The sequence below is a fragment of the Methylobacterium sp. XJLW genome (assembly GCF_003254375.1).
Lineage (GTDB): Bacteria > Pseudomonadota > Alphaproteobacteria > Rhizobiales > Beijerinckiaceae > Methylobacterium > Methylobacterium fujisawaense.
Genome location: NZ_CP016429.1, coordinates 3665627 through 3684404, shown reverse-complemented (window position 1 = coordinate 3684404; position 18778 = coordinate 3665627). Strand labels below are relative to the sequence as shown.

13 protein-coding genes and 1 pseudogene are annotated in these 18778 nt (G+C 68.2%); 10 read left to right on the top strand and 4 right to left on the bottom strand.

The genetic code is table 11. From position 1 onward, the window contains the following. The first annotated feature begins 54 nt into the window (after window positions 1-54). Window positions 55-1815, top strand: a complete 1761-nt coding sequence (locus A3862_RS17090; protein ID WP_335645379.1) for an acyl-CoA thioesterase — start codon at window positions 55-57, stop codon at window positions 1813-1815. Window positions 1816-1822: 7 nt separating this feature from the next. On the opposite strand, the gene A3862_RS17085 is transcribed toward A3862_RS17090, so the two are convergent. Continuing rightward, window positions 1823-4156, bottom strand: coding sequence for a putative bifunctional diguanylate cyclase/phosphodiesterase (locus A3862_RS17085; RefSeq protein WP_043758239.1), 2334 nt, complete (start codon window positions 4154-4156; stop codon window positions 1823-1825). Between the two features lie 336 nt (window positions 4157-4492). On the opposite strand from A3862_RS17085, the pseudogene A3862_RS17080 reads away from it, so the two are divergent. After that, window positions 4493-6111: pseudogene (locus A3862_RS17080) on the top strand (methyl-accepting chemotaxis protein). Window positions 6112-6212: 101 nt separating this feature from the next. Here the strand turns inward: A3862_RS17080 and A3862_RS17075 are convergent. Further along, window positions 6213-6482 carry a hypothetical protein gene (locus tag A3862_RS17075; RefSeq protein ID WP_043758241.1) on the bottom strand — a complete coding sequence of 90 codons (270 nt, stop codon included), beginning with the start codon at window positions 6480-6482 and terminating at the stop codon, window positions 6213-6215. A gap of 83 nt (window positions 6483-6565) precedes the next feature. Next, a complete protein-coding gene (locus A3862_RS17070) occupies window positions 6566-7516 on the bottom strand; it encodes an SGNH/GDSL hydrolase family protein (RefSeq protein ID WP_236961356.1) in 951 nt (316 codons plus the stop codon). Between the two features lie 261 nt (window positions 7517-7777). Here A3862_RS17070 and A3862_RS17065 point away from each other — a divergent pair, with 261 nt between their 5' ends. The 3 genes from A3862_RS17065 (at window position 7778) to A3862_RS17055 (ending at window position 12107) form a co-directional block, all read left to right on the top strand. Further along, window positions 7778-9055, top strand: a complete 1278-nt coding sequence (locus A3862_RS17065) for a lipase family protein (protein WP_052083627.1) — start codon at window positions 7778-7780, stop codon at window positions 9053-9055. Between the two features lie 147 nt (window positions 9056-9202). Continuing rightward, the gene (locus tag A3862_RS17060; protein ID WP_236961354.1) at window positions 9203-10630 is read left to right on the top strand and encodes a hypothetical protein; all 1428 of its coding nucleotides are present in this window, start codon (window positions 9203-9205) and stop codon (window positions 10628-10630) included. 259 nt (window positions 10631-10889) lie between these two features. Next, entirely contained in the window at window positions 10890-12107 is a 1218-nt protein-coding gene (locus A3862_RS17055) for a flagellin N-terminal helical domain-containing protein (protein ID WP_043346491.1), read from the top strand. A gap of 554 nt (window positions 12108-12661) precedes the next feature. On the opposite strand, the gene A3862_RS31840 is transcribed toward A3862_RS17055, so the two are convergent. Continuing rightward, window positions 12662-13711 (bottom strand): hypothetical protein, encoded by a 1050-nt coding sequence (locus A3862_RS31840; protein ID WP_205782295.1) that lies wholly within the window; start codon window positions 13709-13711, stop codon window positions 12662-12664. A gap of 463 nt (window positions 13712-14174) precedes the next feature. Between A3862_RS31840 and A3862_RS17045 the strand changes: the two genes are divergently transcribed. From A3862_RS17045 to A3862_RS17025, 5 genes are all read left to right on the top strand, one after another. After that, complete coding sequence (locus A3862_RS17045; RefSeq protein WP_075380487.1) at window positions 14175-14423, top strand: hypothetical protein; 249 nt, start codon at window positions 14175-14177, stop codon at window positions 14421-14423. After that, a complete protein-coding gene (locus A3862_RS17040) occupies window positions 14420-14791 on the top strand; it encodes a hypothetical protein (protein ID WP_075380488.1) in 372 nt (123 codons plus the stop codon). The genes A3862_RS17045 and A3862_RS17040 overlap by 4 nt, the downstream gene beginning before the upstream one ends. Before the next feature lie 758 nt (window positions 14792-15549). Then, complete coding sequence (locus A3862_RS17035; protein ID WP_043388100.1) at window positions 15550-15975, top strand: hypothetical protein; 426 nt, start codon at window positions 15550-15552, stop codon at window positions 15973-15975. A 329-nt stretch (window positions 15976-16304) separates the two neighbouring features. Beyond that, a complete protein-coding gene (locus tag A3862_RS17030; RefSeq protein ID WP_043346489.1) occupies window positions 16305-16529 on the top strand; it encodes a ribosome modulation factor in 225 nt (74 codons plus the stop codon). Window positions 16530-16693: 164 nt separating this feature from the next. After that, window positions 16694-18772, top strand: a complete 2079-nt coding sequence (locus tag A3862_RS17025) for a sensor histidine kinase (RefSeq protein ID WP_111473839.1) — start codon at window positions 16694-16696, stop codon at window positions 18770-18772. Window positions 18773-18778 lie beyond the last annotated feature (6 nt).

The window sequence follows — 18778 nt, the reverse complement described above, 5'->3', positions numbered from 1 at the left end:
GCCACAATGCCTTCCCAATTCATTCGCTCAGCGACCTGGGCGCCGACGATTGCTTTGTCGTGGTTCTGGGGGCTCGGATTTTTCTACGCGATCCACGTGACCCTCACGTATGGATGGCTCGGGTTTCTTGCCTTCGCTCTGCCGAATGCCACGGGCCTTGGCCTGTTCGGATGGCTACTCGGCGCTCCCCGGCGGCGCATCGACACGATTGTCGCGTCCGTGCAGGGTCCCTACGCCCTCCTGTTCCTCGGGGCCCAGTTCTTCGCCGTCGCCATCACGATCTTCGGCTTCGCCGCCTATGCGTGGCTTCCGCTGTTCGGCCGCGACTCCGTGGTCGGCCTGGTCGCCCTGATCCTCATCGCCTGCTCGATCGCGCATGCGGTTCCGCTGCGCGGCCTCCGGACGATCCACGGCGTCGCCCTGGTCCTCGGACTGTCGGCCTGCGCGCTGCTCTTGGTTGACCTGCCCCGGCATCCGGACGGCTGGACGGTCCCCGCCTTCGACGAGCGCTTCTACGGTCTGGTCGTGCCCTCCCTGGTCGGCTTCCTGCTCGGCCCGTGGATGGACATCCAGCATTGGCAGCGCGCCCTCGAGATCCGGCGTTCGGGGGGATCCGTGCGGGTGGCCTATGTCACCGGCGCCGTCCTGTTCCTCGGACTGCTGACGCTCAATGCCCTACTCGCAGCGCGGGCGGGGCTCGGCGTGCCGGTCGTCTCGTCGGACGGGCTGCCGGGGGCCTATGCGGCCGTGGCGCAGGCGATCGGGCGGGAATCCGTGGCGGGTGCGACAGCCGCCTTCGTGGTCTGGACGGCGATCGCGGCCGCCACCACGATCGACAGCTTCTACAACGCCACGCGGTGGCTCGGGACCTCGGTCACGGCGCGCAGCAATTCGCCGCTTCTCGCCTTCGTGCCGGCGGGACTCGTGTCCTCACCGGTCTGGATCCTGGGCGCGGCGCTCGCCACGGCGGCGGCGGCGATCTGGGCGAATCTCTCACTCCTCTACCTGATGATGCCGTTCGCCACGCTCCTCGTCGGCGCGGCGGCCTGTCTCGTCTGCGAGACGCTCGGCGCGACGCGGCGGTACGACTCGGTCCTCAACGCCATGATCGGGGCGACGGCGTGCCTGATCTTCGTCACCGGCTATCTGGCGCCGAGTTGGGCGCTCCTGGCCATCGCGCCGCTCATCGGGCTGATCGGTGCCCTGCCGATGATCGCACAGATCCTCGGATGGCGCGCAACGCAGCCGGCCGACACGTTGATCCCGGCGGCGGAGCGGGCGCCGCGGGCGGCGCCGGTGCCCGTCGCGCTCGACCGGCCCGACACCGTCGCCTCCCACGGCTTCGACGGCCACTGGTTCGTTCTGCGCCTGATTCCGACCTATGACGATACGAATTCGGTCGGAAACGTCTATTTCGCCAATTACGTGCGCTGGGTCGGCAAGGCGCGCGAATTGTTCTTCAACGTCTGCATGCCGGATTTCGACCTGAAGTCGACGGACTTCTACATCCTGACGAAGTCCTTCCATCACGACTTCCGGCGGGAGGCCATGGAGTTCGAGCCGGTCACCGTCCGGATCTCCATCGCGAGCCACAACCGGAAATTCGTGACCTTGGCGCACGAGATCCACAGCGAGGTCAACGGCCTGCTCGGCCGCGGCGAGCAGTCGCTGATGTTCGTGGATACCGTCCACTACCGGCCCCTCGATATCCCGCGCACCATCGTCGAGGGCTTCCTGCCCTACTGGCCGAAGGTGTCGCCCCACGCGGTCACGGGCGAGCCCAGCCCGGCCGGCGTGGCGCCCCTCGGCGCCTGACGGCACCTCACGCCGCCTGGACGGCGGTCGGAAGCAACTTGCGGCTGCGCGCGAGAACCGCCGCCTGCTCGGCCGGCAGCGGCTTGCTGAAGAGATAGCCCTGGAATTCGTGGCATCCCTGGTCGAGGAGGCAGATCCGCTGCGCGTCCGTCTCGACCCCTTCCGCCGTGATCGTCATGTCGAGGCGCGTCGCCATGTCGATGATGGCCCGCACGATCGCGGCGGCGCTGCCCTCGTGCGGCAGGTCGCGGACGAAGCTCTGGTCGATCTTGATCTTGTCGAAGGCGATCCGGCGCAGATAGCTGAGACTCGAATAGCCGGTCCCGAAATCGTCCAGGGACAGGCGCACGCCCATCTCACGCAGCCTGGACAGGGTGGCGTTGATCGCCGGCGTCGCCTCCAGGAACACCGACTCGGTGACCTCCAGTTCCAGGCGGGCGGCGGCCAGTCCACTCGTCCGCAAGGCAGAGCGCACGAGGTGCGGCAGATCCGAATGCCGGAACTGGCGGGGGGAGAGGTTGACGGCGATCCGGACATCCTCCGGCCAGCCGGCGGCGATCCGGCAGGCCTCTCGGAGGATCCATTCCCCGAGGGGGATGATGACGCCGGTCTCCTCGGCGAGTGGAATGAAGTCGCCCGGCGAGACGAAGCCCCGTGCGGGATGCTTCCATCGCAGGAGCGCTTCGAAACCGCCCACGCGGCACTCCTTGGCCGACACGATCGGCTGGAAGTAGAGGACGAACTCGTTCCGATCGAGCGCGCCGCGCAGATCGGACGTCAGGGCGCGCCGCGCCTCGATCCGCTCGTCCATCTCGGCTTCGTAGAACCGGTAACCGTTCCGCCCCTCGCTCTTCATGCGGTAGAGAGCGAGATCGGCCCGCCGCATGATCTCCTGGCATCCGTCCTGCGGCGCGATGGCGATCCCGATGCTGACACTGACGGTCAGCCGAATGCCGTCGACGGTGAATGGCGAGGCGAGCGCCTCGACGATGCCGCTCGCCAGGGACTCGATGGCGTGCAGGTCCCGGGCGCTCCGCCCGGCCGCGAGCACCGCGAACTCGTCACCCGCGAGGCGGGCGAGTTGCACGTCGGCGCTCTCGAAGCCCCGCAGCCGCTCGGCCACGGCTGTGAGGAGCTTGTCGCCGACGGCGTGGCCGAACGTGTCGTTGACGCTCTTGAACTCGTCGAGGTCGAGGGCGAGCACGGCGAACCGGTCGCCCTGCGCGAGTCGTGCCCGGGCCGTCTCCTGAAGCTGGTGGAACAGAACCCGGTTGGGGAGATCGGTCAGGGAATCGTGCAGGGCGAGATAGGACAGGCGCTCCTCGGAGCGCCGCTTCTCGGTCACATCGGAGCCGACGCCGCGATAGCCTGAGAACACGCCGGCCCGGTTGAAGGTCGGCTTTCCGGAGAGGCACCAGGTCCGCCGCTCACCGGCGATGTCGAGTTGCAGGTGGAGATTCCGGAAGACGCGTCGCTCCGCGATGCAACTCCAGAGAGCCGTGCTCGAATGGCTTTTGGGCGGCGCCAGCGGCGGGAGCAGCAGGCGTTCCAGCGGCAGGCCCATGAGCTGTCGCTCGGAGGAACCGGCGACCTCGATCAGGCGCGGGGAGACGTGCTGCAGCCGCAGGTCGGCATCCGTCTCCCAGAGCCAATCGCTGGCACTTTCCTCGAACTCGTTGAGCAGGAGATGGGTGAATTCCTGCTGCCGCTCCAGCTCGATCTGCGCGATGACGCGCATCGTGAGCAGACGGCTGAGGTGCAGGATCGTGAAGCAGATGAAGCTCGCATAGAAGAACAGCAGAACGCCGACATAGATGTAGAAGGCCTCGCCCGTCGCCGCGAGGGCGATGAACGAGCCGACGATGATCAGGCCGGCATACCCGATGGCGACTCGGGGCAGCACCGCCGCGCTCATCCCCGTCGCGATCAGGCCCGCCATGCTGGAGGCAATCAGGAGCCGCCCATTCGGATCGGCCCCGGCGAACAGCATCACCGGGATGGAGGCCAGGAGAAGGCCATAGATCTGCGCGGCGAGGACGAGCCGTTTGACGAAAGAGGATGGCACCTCGAGCGGCTTGGGCTGCGAGCGCCAGCGCCAGCACTGCCGGAGCGAGACGACCGCCAGCGGCAGGACGAGGGCCTCCAGGCCCGCGAGATAGACGCGGTTCCCGGGCTGCCAGAACAGGTAGACGATGACCTGTACGACGCTCAGGCTCACGAGAATCGTGAAGGGCACCAGACGAAGGGCGACGTCGAGCTGCTCGATCCGCGCGCGTGCCCTGAGGTTCGCGTCGAGTGGATCAGCCTTGCGATCGGTATCGATCAGGAAAGAAATCAGCATCTCCCGCGACACAAATGCTCGTTGCAAAACCGTTACGATCAAGAACTCCGGATATCAGCGCTTAGATGCATACGAATTCGTTCGACCGCACAAGTTCAACTTGCTCGATGGTGAACAATTCGTAAATTCCGGCCTGGAGTTCGGCAGCTGCCCCTCCGGTGATCACGGCGCCCAGGCGGCGGTATCCGAACCAGGCGACCGTCGTTGCGCCATTTGCCGGGGGCGGGACGGAGGGCCGTCCCTCGCATCGACCGGGCGACGGCGCTAAGAGGCCCCGATGCCTCGATCGCGGCCCATCCGGCGCCGTCCGCAGCTCCGAGCAGGATGAAGCAGACCATGCCCCAATCGCTGGGTCTCAACCGCATATTGGGCGGTGCCATCGGGATCATCGCGCTGGTCTCGGTCCTCAGCAGCGGTGCGGTCCTGGTCACAGGCGATCAATTGCGGGACGCAACCGACGCGCGAAGCCGGTCAAACCAGCTGGTTCGCGCCCTCGACAGCTTCCGCGCGGCCATGCTCAACCAGGAAACCGGGTTGCGCGGCTACCTGATCACGGGGCGCGACGGCAGCCTGGAACCGTACCGAGCCGGCCGTCAGACGCTGGACGAGGCGATCGACCGGCTGAGGGGCCTCGTCGGTCAGGATGCGGAGCGGACACGCCTGCTCGCCGCCGCAGTGGCGGCGGCTCGCAGCTGGCAGACCGAGGTCGGCGAGGCGGCCATCCGCATGGCGGCCGATCCGGCGAAACGGGCCGAGGCGGTCCGCATCGAAGCCGACGGTCAGGGCAAGCAGCTGTTCGACACCTTCCGCGAGAAGCTGTCGGCCATCGAAGGCCTCGAAGAGGTGGTACGGACGGCTCTGGCCGAGCGCGTGGCCCGTGGCGAGCGCAACGAGAGCATCGCCCTGTGGGGCGGAACGCTCATCACCCTCCTGATCTGCCTGGGGATCGGTATCGCCATCAACCGTCTCATCGTCCAGCCGCTGGTGCGCGTGATGGCCTTCGTCGGCCGCGTCGGCGAGGGCGACCTGTCCAGCCAGTTGGCTGTTCGCGCCGGCGGTGAAGTGGGCCGACTCGCAGCGACGCTGAACACGATGGTTGCGGGTCTGTCGGATCTGGCGCGGACCAACCGGGCGGCGACGGCGGACCTGAACGCGGCGGCGGCGGAGATCCGCGCCTCGGCGCAGGAGCAGGCGGCCTCGGTGGAGCAGCAATTCGCGGCGGTGCAGGAGACGGCGGCGACGGTCGACGAGATCACCCATTCGGGCGCGCAGATCAGCAAGCGGGCCACCGAGGTGATCGCCACCGCCCAGGCGACCGCGCAGACCTCCCGCCAGGGCCTGCGCGCCGTCTCCGACACCGCCAAGGCCATGGAGGCGATCCGCGAGCAGGCGGAGGCGGTGGCCGGCAACATCGTCAGCCTGTCGGAGAAGACCCAGACGATCGGCGACATCATCGAGACGGTCAACGACATCTCGGAGCGCACGCACCTGCTGGCGCTCAACGCCGCCATCGAGGCGGCGGCGGCCGGCGAGAGCGGGCGCAGCTTCGCGGTGGTCGCCTCCGAGATGAAGCTCCTGGCCGATCAGGCCAAGGCGGCCACCGGCCAGGTGCGGGGGATCCTGGGCGAGATCCAGCGGGCATCAACACCTCGGTGATGCTCACCGAGGAGGCGGTCAAGCGCGCCGCCGCCGGCAAGACGCGCTCGGACACGACGCAGCGGACCATCGAGGAGATCACCGCCCGGGTGGAGGAGAACGTCCAGACCTTCCAGCAGATCGTCGCCTCGACCAACCAGCAGCAGCTCGGCATCGAGCAGGTGATGGGCGCGCTCCAGAACATCCGCCAGGCCAGCCAGCAGACCGCGGCCGGCACCCGGCAGGTCGAGGCCGCCTCCGCCAACCTCACCGAACTCGCCCAGGCCCTCATGGCCCTCGCCGAACGCTACCGGAACTGAGGCGGCGCGCCCCTTGGCCGGATCGTCCAGTCCCGGTTCTGCCGACCCGGCCCTTCGCTTCGTACGGACCGAGTGGGACCGAGTGTCGGGCCCGGGGCGGTTCAGCTGCGACGGGCGGAGCGATGGGCCGGCCGGCGGGCGCCGGCATCCGCACGCCGGCGTGCGGCCCGGACGCGCTCGATGTCGGTTATCCCGACCGGACTGGGCGGCGCGTCGCGGGTGAACGGCATGCGACTGCGGACATCGCCGTAATAGTCCGCCCCCCCCATTCCGAAGCTGCCCGCAACCACGGCTCCGTCCAGGCGCGTATCGCCGGCTGCTGCGCCCGTGGCGATGAGGACGAGGACAGGGGCGGCGAGGAGGAGGCGCATGGAAGCATCTGGCCGCCAATCTGCGGCAGCTTTGCGACGGTTGCCGTCACGAGCGCGTCCCGGGCTGTCGGGCCGTCTTCGGTTCAGGCGTCCGGGTCGCCGTGGGGGGAGCGGGTCGGACGCGGGTGCGGCTTCTGCCAACCCGTCCGCCCTTGCGCGAAGCCGACTTCAAGAAAGTGGATCAGCGGATTGACGCCTGCGGCGCGGACATCGGCGTTGGCTTCGAGATAGCCGTCGGTGCTGAACTGTCCGCTCGGGTCTCGCCCCTCGCGCCATCCCAGATCGAGGTAGTGCCGCGCCAACCCGTGGGGATACCGACACGTGTCGGCGTACCAGCTCCTGTAATATTCTTCATCGAAACCCGGGAGCGCGCTGTCCAGGTAGGGCTCGGATTTGAAGTGCGTCCGGACGTGGCTGGCGATGCGGGCGGCGACGGCCGTGTAATCCCGCGGGTAGGTGCCATCGACGAAGGCGTCATCCTCGGCCAAGCCGAAACGGGCGCCGCGCAATCCCGCAAACGGATCGAAGAACGAGACACCGCGGCGCACGCAGACAGCGCGGAGGCAATCCGAATAGACTTCGACCGCGGCAGGGTCGCGTTCCGATGCCTTCGCGGCAGGGGTCGGGGGCAACGCCGCCACGAGCGTATCGAGGGTCCAGGCCTGGAGGCGATCGACGATCCGGTCTGTCTGCCCGAAGAAGTCGTCGGTCGCCGCCTTCGACAGCGCCGAGCGGGCACGGATGTCGTTGGTCCCGATGATCAGGACGGCGAGCAGAGCCGGCAGGGGCGCGCGCAACAGATCGAGGGCGCGGCCACAGGAGCGCGCCGTCGCTCCGGCGATGCCCGCGTTCAGGACGGGGCGCGGAACGATCGGTCGCGGCATGAGCGCCGCATGCGCGTCTCCGACCAGAACGATGCAGCCGCTCGGCGCAGCATCGAAGCCAGCCTGGATGTGGCCGAGCCCGTGACGTCGGAGGGCGCCGGTGCGAAACGCCCTCAAGGCCCCCGAAAAGCGCATGCGAATCTTGAACACTGCCCCCGCGTCCCGCACCGTAGGAGGTTCAGTTTTCACAAGTCCAGTCTTTCTCCAGCCTGCCAGCGCCTTTTGACCTCGCCCCCCTTGTCATGGGAGGGAGATCCCCAGGACGTCCGGATGATGAATGATGGCTCGCGGCGGAACCGTCTTCGCCGGCGGGCTGTTGAGGAGCCCGCTCGGTCGTGCAATGGAGCGCGCGCCCATCGGCGCCGTCGACCGCCACAATGCTTTCGCGTGCTCAGGTCCTTGTCCGATCCTATGGTCCGCGGCTACTTATCGTTCACCCCATTCAAGTTGAGAGACCTTCATCCGGCACCGGTCGGGCGACGGCACGTTTTCTTCATTCACGGCTTCGACGCCCGCAGCGGGATCCGGTTTCCTGCGTTCTTCAAACGGGAACTCGGCCGGCATACGGCCCGGTTCGGAACCATGCCACGCGCGGTCTCAGAGATCCGGACCAGCGCCGACGGTCTCAGCCGGACCTGGACGGTCGGCCCGCCGGCCGATGGCGACGGCGCCGCCGTCTGTTGCGAGACCTTGATCTGGAGCGACATTGTCCACGCGGATCTCTCCCGGCCCGTGCTCCGCCAGCTGGCGCTGCTGGCAAGAAGCGTCGTTTCGGGGCTCGCACAGGGGTTGTTTTTCAAGACGGCGCGCTTCGGATGGCCCTACACCCTGCTGAGCGCTTTTCCGTTCTTCGTCGTCTTCGTCGTCCCGGCCCTGCTGATCTCGGCCGGCACGGCGCTCTTCGCCGTCCTGAAACCGTTATCGCCGATGGAAACGGTCGGGGCGGCGCTGATCTGCGCCGTGGCCGCGGGCGCGGGTCTCTACGCCATCCGCAAGGCGCTGGGCCGGCTGTTCTTCTGGCATATCCTGAGCATACGCATCTTCTTCTGGCAGCATGCCACGGGCCGGCGACCGGATTACGAGGCGCGAATCGCGCTCTTCAGCGAGCGAATCCTGACGGAACTGGCACAATGGCGTGCGCATCCGGCGGAGGCGCCCGATGAGGTCATGATCGTCGGTCATTCCCTCGGCGCTGCCATGGCCGTGGAGGTCGCTGCCCGGATCCTCGCGCGCCTCGGTACGGACGATCGGCCCCTACCCCGCCTGTCCCTGGTCACGCTGGGCTCGGGGCTTCCCTTCGTCGCGTTGCCGAAAGAAGCCGTGGGAATCCGCGCACGCATCGCGTCGCTCGTCTACAGCGACCGCATCGTCTGGTGTGACTATCAGGCGCCGCAGGATTGGCTCAACTGCTACGGGTTCAACCCCATTTTCGACATCGGTCTCGAGAGACCGGCCTTTCTCGCCCACAATCCATTGATACGATCGGCTGGGATCAAGGACCGGATACCGGAATGTGACTACAAGCGCTTGCGTCTTCGGCCGTTCCACATGCACTTCCAGTTCCTGAAAGCCAATTTCAGGCCCGGAGAATACGATTTCTTCGAGATGATCCTGGGCCGGCAATCGCTCCTGGGTCGCGCCCTCCGTCCGAACTGCCGGCGCCCCGTCGCCTCTGCGCAGGATTCATAGGGTCGGCGCCGGTCGGACGCCGCCCCACCCGCGATCCAAGCGTTCAGGCCGTCGGCAGCAGGGCCGCCTTATTCAGGTCGCCAGTCTCGGGACAGGTGCTCCGGCCGGCGTTGAAACGGACGGCGCGCATCGCGGGAGATCGTGAGAGTGAAGCCCGGTTCTGCCCTGCTCATCGGCGCCCTTTTCGCCCTGGTGCTGGCGTCGCTCGCCCTGCCGGCTCGGGTCGAGGCCGACTGGAAGGGACCCGACGCGCAGCCCCTCTTCGTCAACGAGGCGAATCCGGCCGGCTACAATTACGCGCCCAGCATCATCTCGGAGAACGGCGTCACCGATTTCTGGTGGTGCGGTCAGGGCCAGACCGATGTCATCTTCCATCGATCCTACGACCCGCAGACCGGCTTCTCGCCGGCCCGGATCGTGTTCAAGCCGACGCCCGGCTCCTGGAACCGCCAATACGTCTGTGATCCCAGCGTGATCCGGGGCCGCTTCGTCAACCCCGGGGATGGCCAGACCTACACCTATGCGATGTACTATTCGGGCGCGGACAACCAGCCTGGGAACAACAATCAGACCGGTCTCGCTTTCTCGAACGACAAGGTGACGTGGGTCGACTATCCCGAACCGGTCATCAGGCCGCTCAACCCGGCGGTGGCGCAGGGCAATTACGGCACCGGTCAGCCGGCGTCGTTCACGGACGGCAAGTCCGGTCTCTTCGTCTTTACGACGGACCTCACCGGACCACAGGGCGTTGCCGGCTTCGGCGATCTCTACGTCCGTCACACCGCGGACGGCATCCATTTCGGGGCGCCGGTGCGGATCCCCAACGGGACGACCGATGGAGCGACCATCAATCCGAACTCCGATTTCGCGTACGATGCCAAGACGGGAGACGTCTACGTCATCACCGGGCTTCCGGGTCGCGTGTGCCATCAGGTGGCCTGCAAGGATCCGGCCCGCAACCCCGACCGCGAGACCTACCAGATGGGCCTGTTCAAGATGCCCTTGAAGGTCCTGTTGAGCGGGTCACCGGCACGTTGGACGCCGCTCGGCTATCTGAACTCCGACGTGACCGGCTTCTATCTCAATCACAGTCCGGGCTTCCGGCGGGACGGTACGGGGAGCCTCACGCCCTTCCTGCCGGACATCACCGTCTTCTTCTCGGGCGGCGACCCTTACCCGGGCACGTGGCGGATCGCCGAGGCGCGCGCGACCCGCGGTGCCGACCGTCTCCCCTTGCGGCGCGCCATTGGTCCCGCCGGACATTGGGTCACGACGGGCTATGTCGCGCCCGCCTACAGGGCCGAGGGCAGCGTCGGCAGCGTCTTGACGCTTTCGGCCCCCGGGACCGCAAGACTGATGAGTTGCGTGGCGGGACAGGATCACTTCCTCAGCCGGGACGTGCGCTGCGAGGGGCAGACCCCGCTCGGGCAGACCGGCTTCGTCTACGAGGCCCCCAGGCCCGGCAGCCACCCCATCTACCGCTGCAATGCCGGCGGTCGCGATCACTTCGTATCGACCCTCGCGGGCTGTGAAGGGCATACGACCGAGGGCCTGCTCGGCTACGCACTCGATTGACTTCCCTTCGCGCGGCTCGCCGTACCGGTCCGACCACTGAGATATCAGGCGGCATGAGCGACCGCGCGTGATCAAGTCTCCAATCGGCCGATACCGGCCTGTGCTGCAGCGGGCAGATGAGCCTAGCGCCGGCGCAGGGTTTCGGAAGGAGCGGCGGGGCGCTGAAAATACTCGCGCAGTTAATCCGTATTTAACCTTAAGCGGTATTCTTAAGCGATCCCCGAGAATCGGGTTGCTCCGGTTGGAAAGTTAGCGATCCATGTCTTCCATCACCCTGTCGGCCGCGACACGCCAGAACCTGCTCTCCCTGCAGGATACCGCCCAGCTGATGGCGACCACGCAGAACCGCCTCGCCACCGGCAAGACGGTGAACTCCGCCCTCGACAACCCGACCAACTTCTTCACCTCCCAGTCCCTCGACGCCCGGTCCTCGAACCTGAACACCCTGCTCGACGGCATCTCCAACGGCGTCCAGACGATCCAGGCCGCCAACCAGGGCATCACCTCGATCCAGAAGCTGGTCGATCAGGCCAAGTCCATCGCCAACCAGGCCCTCTCGACCCAGCTCTCCACCACCGGAACCGCCGCCAACGCCTACAGCGCCAGCACCGCCTCCCAGACGGTGCTCCTGACCATCAACGGCACCTCCGTGTCGGCCACCATCGCCGCCTCGTCGAGCATCAGCGCCACCGTCGCGGCCCTGAACGCCGCCGTCAGCTCGGCGTCGACCTCGTCCAGCGGCTCGTTCGGCGCAGGCGCGATCTTCTCGGCCGACAGCACCGGCACGAAGATCGTCCTGAACGCCCAGGCCGACGTGGAGTTTCAGAACTCCGGCAGCCAGACGGCGCTCGGCTTCACCGGATCGAGCACCACCGCCTCGACCTACGGCACCGCCGCCACCACCGTCGTCTCCAGCGACCTCTCGATCTCCGGCGTGTCCCAGCGCGCTTCTCTGGCGAGCCAGTACAACAACCTGCTCAACCAGATCACGCAGCTCGCCGGCGATGCCAGCTACAACGGCGTCAACCTCATTGCCGGCAAGGGCAATGACATGAACATCAAGTTCAACGACACCGGCAGCTCGAACCTGAACGTCGCCTCGGTGGATGCCACGTCCAGCGGCCTGGGCCTGTCGTCGATCACCAACTCGAACAGCACGTCCAGCCAGAACGGCCTCGGCAACTTCCTGTTGAACTCCGACGTCAACAAGACCCTGTCGACCCTGACGAGCGCCGGCAACACGCTGAACTCCGCGGCGAGCGCGCTCGGCTCGAACCTGTCGGTCGTGCAGAACCGGCAGGACTTTTCCAAACAGCTGATCAACGTGCTGCAGACCGGCTCGGCCAACCTGACCAACGCCGATCTGAACCAGGAAGCGGCCAACTCCCAGGCGCTGTCGACCCGGCAGTCGATGGGCATCTCCGCCCTGTCCCTGGCCAACTCCGCGCAGCAGGGCGTCCTCCAGCTCCTGCGCTAATCCTGCGCTGAGCCTTCGTCACATCATCGCCATGGCGGCCGGAGCGACGCTCCGGCCGTTTGCATGAGGAGCGTCGGACAACGACGGGTTCCTTTCGAACGCCGATGGCATCGCGGGCCGCAGCCGATACGGCGTGAGAGGCTGCGCCACGCCCCGAATACCGACGCGCTTCGGCAAGCGCGTCCTCGAAACCATTCGGCAGCCCGCCAGCCTAAGCTGGGGCGGATCCATGGGTGCGGTCCCCGAGGATGCGGGAATCGTATCGATTACGCTTTCAGCGGCAGGGACCCGATCGTCTCCACGATGCATTGCGGCTTAGAGATCGGACAACCCGACGGATTTCTCGTCCGTCGGCTCGCCCGGCTTCGAACAAGCCCTGTGACTGGGGCGCAGAGAAGGGATCATCTTCCCTACGGTGGGCAGGCGAGGTCGCCGCCCGGCCATCTGTTCTGCGCGGCCAAGTCCTGAAGACGCTGGCGCGTCAAAGCGATCTTGCATGCCCCGGCAAGCATCGGGGCGAGTCTGCCGTTGTTCCCGGGCGTCGTGGTGTCGGCTCACGGTTGGTCGGCGTCCGGGACCGCGCCGCGGGCGCGGAAGCCGTAATATCCGCGGTCGGCGTCGAACAGGACATCGAAACCGTTCAGGACGTGCAGCCCCGTATTGACGAAGGGTTGCGGGCGCGTGGTGTTCAGAACGATGCGCTCCGGTGCGAGTCCCGTGGCGTGGTCGCCGACGGTGACCGTGTAAGCGGCGGCGGCGCCGAAGCGAAAACGCAGCCGCGTTCCGGGAAGGAGCGCACTGTGACCGGTCGCGTCGGTCTGAAGGCTGGTGGCCACCTCCGAGGGCGGCAGGGTCAGGAACATGGCAGTGACGCCGGTGTCGAGCAGTGCCCGGCCGCAGGCGCCCGGCTCCTGACCGTCGACGGAAATGCACACGGGCAAGCCCAGCCAGTCGCCCGGCACGCGCGGGTGGGGATCGAGCTTGACGAAGCGGTAGCGGCCGTGGGTGTTTGCGCGCGTCAGGCCGACATGGACGCCTCGGGCGGTGAGCACGTAGCCGCGCCGGATCGCACCGGGGCCGGACGGCTCTGCATTGAGCAGGGGATTGGTGTCGGGCGTGCTCTGGCTCTGGCTGTCGTCCTCGCGGCCGAATCCGATGCCCAGCATGGCCACGTGCTCCGGCGCCTCTTCCGGGGTGCAGTGGCGGGCCTGCGCGGTGCAGGCGATGCGGTCGACCGCGAGGACCGGGATCGGCCGCGTCGCCACGCTCTCGCCGTCGCGGCCCCACAGGGTTACCGGGACGCGTATCCAGCGGCCGATCATGATGCGGCCGGAGCTCGTATAGGTGATGCGCCCAGGCTGGCTGGGCAGCGTCGCGTTGTCGGGGATGCGGCTGGCCGAGACCACGATGCCGGTCGAGCCGGTATCCACCAACACGGGCCGGACCGCGCCGCCGAAGGAGAGCCCGAGCCGCGGCGACTGCGCGATGGCGTCGCCGGGTTGCGGTGCATTTAGGAAAGGCAGGAACACGCCACGCCGGTCCTCCAGATAGCTCGGGCCGTCGTCGGCCTTCGCGAACTTGGCCGGTCCGAGGAGCCCGGCCACAGCGAAACCCGCGCTCAGGACAGCCAGACCCGATCTTGCGCCGTGACCGCGCGCCTGAGCGTCGCCGCGGGGACGTTGCAAAGCCTGCCGCATACCGGTCCTCCGCGGGACGATATCTGAGCGATCCCGCTCACATGCTCGGCCCTTCCGGGCAACGCTTCAATCCACGCGCCCTTGATGGGCGGCGAGCCAGCGCCGGCTGAACGGCAGCGCGATCCGTGCATCCACGGTGTGACATTGTGTCCTGATCCCGCGGCGGATAATCCTGTCGTGCGCCCGAACCGGGTGCACCCCGTGTCGAGGATCATGAGCTCGGGCCGCGACCCGGGGCAGGAGGACGTTCTTGCCGAGAGCCGAACCGGGATCTGCCCGGACGTCCGCCGCCCGCACCGCGATCACTCCGTTCGGCCTGATCGGCCAGAGCCGAATACGACCAGCCCGGGCAGCACCCGATCCGGCGGCCTTGGCCGAGACCGCCCACGGCGCAGCCGTGATGATCGGCAAGAACAGCGTGAGGCAGACCACGACGGTCGGCGAAATCCTGACGCTGCCCGTCACGACCGGCGCGACGCCCCGTCACCGCCGCGGCCACGGGAACTCGCATGGGGCGCGACCGGTGCAGACGGGCATCGACCGGATCGCCCCCGCCCGCCGGCCGGACGATGCGCATTTCCGACCAATCCGCGCCCGCCCGAAGGAGGATGTCCGATGAACGCCCTCGAGACCAAATGGCCGGGCCGGTCCCGCCGGCGTCTGCGCGTGATCCTGATCCTGACGGTCGTCGCGTGGCTGCCGGCTCTGCCCTTCGCCGCCGGTGCCGCGCTGACCAGCCTCACCGGCTGCCAAGTCAACGAGGCAAACACGTATCCCTGCCCGGTCGCCGGTCACGATATCGGCGAGCTGCTGTACGGGCTGATGATGACGGGGTGGGTGTTGATCGCCTTCCTGCCGTTCATGGCCCTGACCCTGCTGCTCGCCGCCGTGCAGGGCTTGCTGATGCTGGTCGGAGCGTTGCGGCGGAGAGGAGAGACGCGTCACAAAACGCACGATCGGGCGCGCCATGATCTTCGTGGAGGATGAAGGCGTCAGCGCGATTAGTCGAGGCGCCGGCCTCGCGGAGGCCGCGGGTCTCCGACGTCGGCCCGGCCGCGCCGCCGCACATGGGGTTACGAGGTCGTCCGGCGGCCGAGCACGCGGGGCATCCGCCTCGGTGACGGCTCTCCCTGGGTTCCGGCCATCCGCAGGCTTCTCCCAATTCTAAACGCCCGGCTACGCCCAGGGTCCGTTGGCCTGAGGCCAGTCCAGGCCGTGCCACCGTCTCTCGGTCCAGACCGGACTGTGCGCGTGCGGGACCTCGGAGAGATCGGACGCGAGCAGGCCGCCTCCGAATCGCGCCCAGTCCTCTAGCGTACGCGTCCGGCCGGCCTGCGGACCGTGCCGCTCCCGCGTGGTCTTCAGCGGGGATCCCACGCGCCCGCAACGCCGATACCAGTTCCGCGCGCGCCGCACGGGCAGGCCCACCGCCAGCTTCATGCCGTTCCCCCTGGCGCGACCATGCGGCGAGGCGCCCGCAGCCCCGTCGACCGGGGCTCCCTACCGCCAAGCTAAGCCAGGCCTTCAGCGCAAGCATGTCGGGCCGACCCTGACACGTCTGCCGATCTCTCCGACTGCTGATCGGGCCAGCGGACCACAGATGGGACGGCGGGACAGTGGCCGGAGACTTCGATCTTCGTCCGCCGCCTTCGGGGCACGCCGCCGCGTTCGACGGCGGCGAAGGCTCGGTTCCCCGTCCGACCGTGGCCGCACGGTCGTCCTTCCTCTTCCGTGGAGTTCAGCCCATGAAACGTCTTGCGATCACCCTGACGGCGCTTTCGAGCCTCGTTCTGTTTGCGCCGTCGAGCGAAGCGCGGCCCTACGGTCACGGCCCCGGCCTCCATCACGGGCACCACCATCTGGGCCATGGCGCCTGGAGAGGGCGACGCCACGGATTGCACCATCACCGCCTCCACCGGCACCACATCCACCGGTTCCGCCCACACCACAGGCGGTATCGCGGTTATCGGGGTGTGACCTTCCGCCCCTCCGCCTATGGCTACCGGCCGCACGCCTACGGCTACGGCGGTCCCCGTGGGTACCGCGGGCCGGGTTTCGCCACCGGCCTCGGCCTTGCGGCGGCGGCTGCCGGGCCGAACCTCTATCGGCCGGTCTACAGCCGTCCCTACGGCTACCGTTACGCGCCGGCCGGCTACGGCTGCGGCTTCTAGGAAGCCCTTCGGAATCCGGGAAGCCGACGTGCGGCAGCCTCCCGGATCCGCCGGCGATGAAGGCTGTCCGGGTGAACCCTGCGCAGGATCCAGCAAGGAACCGCGGGCGTCCCGACAGGCGTCGACGCTCAACGACCGCATGATTTGCCGCTCGGGTGCCGCTTTCGCGCAATGGTCAACGGATGATCGTCTGCACAGCGTGTCGGGATAACCCCGACACGCGTCGGTGAGAGCAGCATCGCGACCTGAAACAGCTTGCTCGACCGTTCGAACTGCGCGCTTCTCACGGTGCGGGACATCATCCCGAGCAGCCGGAGAGATCAGCGCCCATGCTCATGGACATCGTCAAACAGGGGGCCCGCGCGCGTTCCGTCGGTCGGCCCCGCGATGCCTGTCCGTATCCCGGCGAGTCGCGCGAGCGCCGCGCGTGGTTCGAAGGCTATGACGGCTCCTCCTGGGCCGTTGCGACGCGGATGCCGCATCCGGCCCGGATGCTGCCCGGATCGGCGCTGTGCGACACCACCCTCGCTTCGGACGCACTCCCGCCGGCTTGATCGCGGGGCGACTTTTCCGCGACAGAGCGCGTGGCACACGGGCCGGGACGGGGACTCGGGAGGCAGGTGGCGATGCGCTCGGGACGGCGAGACAGGAAGGCCGAGCCGCCTGAGCGATGGAGGTCTGATTCGCCTTGGCGCGCTGCGTGCCCGCGCCCGGGCCCATGAACATCCGACCCCGCGACGCCGCCATCCACGGGTCTCAGCCCCCGCTGAGCCGCGGCAGCCGCCGGACCTTCATCGCCCTCGCCCTCGCGGCGGCCATACCGGTCCTGTTGCTGAGCGGCTGGGTCGCCACGCTCATGGCGCAGCAGCAGCGCGACCTCGCCCGGAACGCTGCGGTCGCCAGCGCGACCCGTGTGGCCGAGCGGGTCGCCTCGGACATTGCAGCCCAGATCGCGGTTCTCGAAGCGGAGGCCGCCTCCGCCACCCTCGACCGACCGGATCTCGCGGCCTTCTACGCCGAGGCCGAGCGGCTGAGGCAGGCGCATCCGCTGTGGGAGACGGTGGAACTCGCCGGTCCGGACGGCGCTCAGATCGTCAACCTGCTCCGCTCCCTCGAAGAGGAACTGGGACCGACTTCGGACCGGCAGAGCTTCGACGCCGTGGTGCAGACGCGTCAGCCGGTGATCGGCGGCATCGGTCCGGCCGGCCTGATCTCCGGCAAGCGCCTCGTCGCCCTTCGCGTCCCGGTCATCCGCGACGGGATCCTGCGCTACGTGCTGTCGGTCCGGCTTGCCACCAACGCGGTGAGCTCGATCCTGCGGGATGCCGGTGCCCCCGAGGGCTGGGTCGGTACCATCGTGGATGCGGACGGGAACACCATCGCCCGGACCCGGGCCGAGGTCGAGGAACTCGGCCACCCTGCGAATCCCGCCTTGCAGGCGGCGATCCGGCACGCGCCCAACGGATTCTACACCGGCCCGACGCTGGAGGGCGCGAATGTCGAGGTGGTCTACCGGACGCTGAAGCACACCGGCGGCTGGTCGGTGCATTTCGGGATGCCGGTCGCCACACTCAATGCCCCGGTGTCACGGTCGTATGTCGTGCTGGGCGGCGGCAGCTTCGTCAGCATTGGCCTCGCCTTGGCGCTGGTCGGATTGGTGGGCCGCGACATGGCGCAGCGCCGTGCGGGCGAGCAGGCCCGGTTCTCCCTCGCCCTCCGGTCCAGCGAGGAGCAGGGCGCGGTCGCCGCCGAGGCCGCGGAACTCGGCACGTTGCGCTGGGACACCGTCGCGCGCCGGGTGACGGGTTCTGCGCGCGCGGCCGAGCTTCTGGGGTGGCGGGCGGCCGCGGAAGGGCGCGACAGCGCCGTGGACGCCGATACCGTCCTGCAGGCGGTCGAGCCGGAGGATCGCGGGCGCCTGAGCGAAGCCCTGCGCCGGAGCCTCGCGGAGGGTACGCCGCTCGACGTCGAGTTCCGCGTGAACCGGCTCGATCGGGAACCGCGCTGGGTCCGCGTGGCCGGTCGCGTGCCACAGCTTCACGAGGACACCCCGGATGGGCTGATCTACGGCGTGGTCTCGGATATCGAGCCGCGCAAGCGCGCCGAGGCCGAACGGTCCGCGCTGCTCCGCCGCCTCGGCGAGGCGCAGGAGAACGAGCAGCGCCGGATCGCGCGGGAACTCCACGATCAGGTCGGCCAGACGGTGACCGGCCTGTCGCTGGGCCTCAAGAGCATGGAGCGGCTCCTGGCCCGCGGTGCCACAGCCGAAGCCGGAAGGCAGATGGAGTGGCTGCAAGCGCTTGCCGGGGAGATCGGACGCGACATCCATCGGGCTGCCGTCGACCTGAGGCCGACCGCCCTCGACGATCTCGGCCTGCGCGAGGCGCTCGCGACCCTGCTGCGCGACTGGAGCCAGCGGCACGGGATCCGCGCCGATCTGGAATGCCTGAACGAGGCGACCCGTCTGCCGGCCGCCATCGAGACGGCCGTCTACCGGATCGTGCAGGAGGCCCTCACCAACGTGCTCAAGCATGCCCGCGCCGCGAGCGTCAGCGTCTCCGTGGAGAAGCGCACCACCGAGATGCGGGTCGTCATCGAGGATGACGGCGTCGGCTTCAACGCCGAGGACCTTCGCGACCGTTCCGGCAGCGATGGACAGGCCAAGCTGCGGCTGGGACTGTCCGGGATCCGCGAGCGCCTGTCCCTTCTCGGCGGGACACTCACGCTGGAATCGTCCCCGGATGTCGGCACAACCCTATTCGTGACCATTCCCGTACCGCACCATCCCGAACCCTGAGGAGAA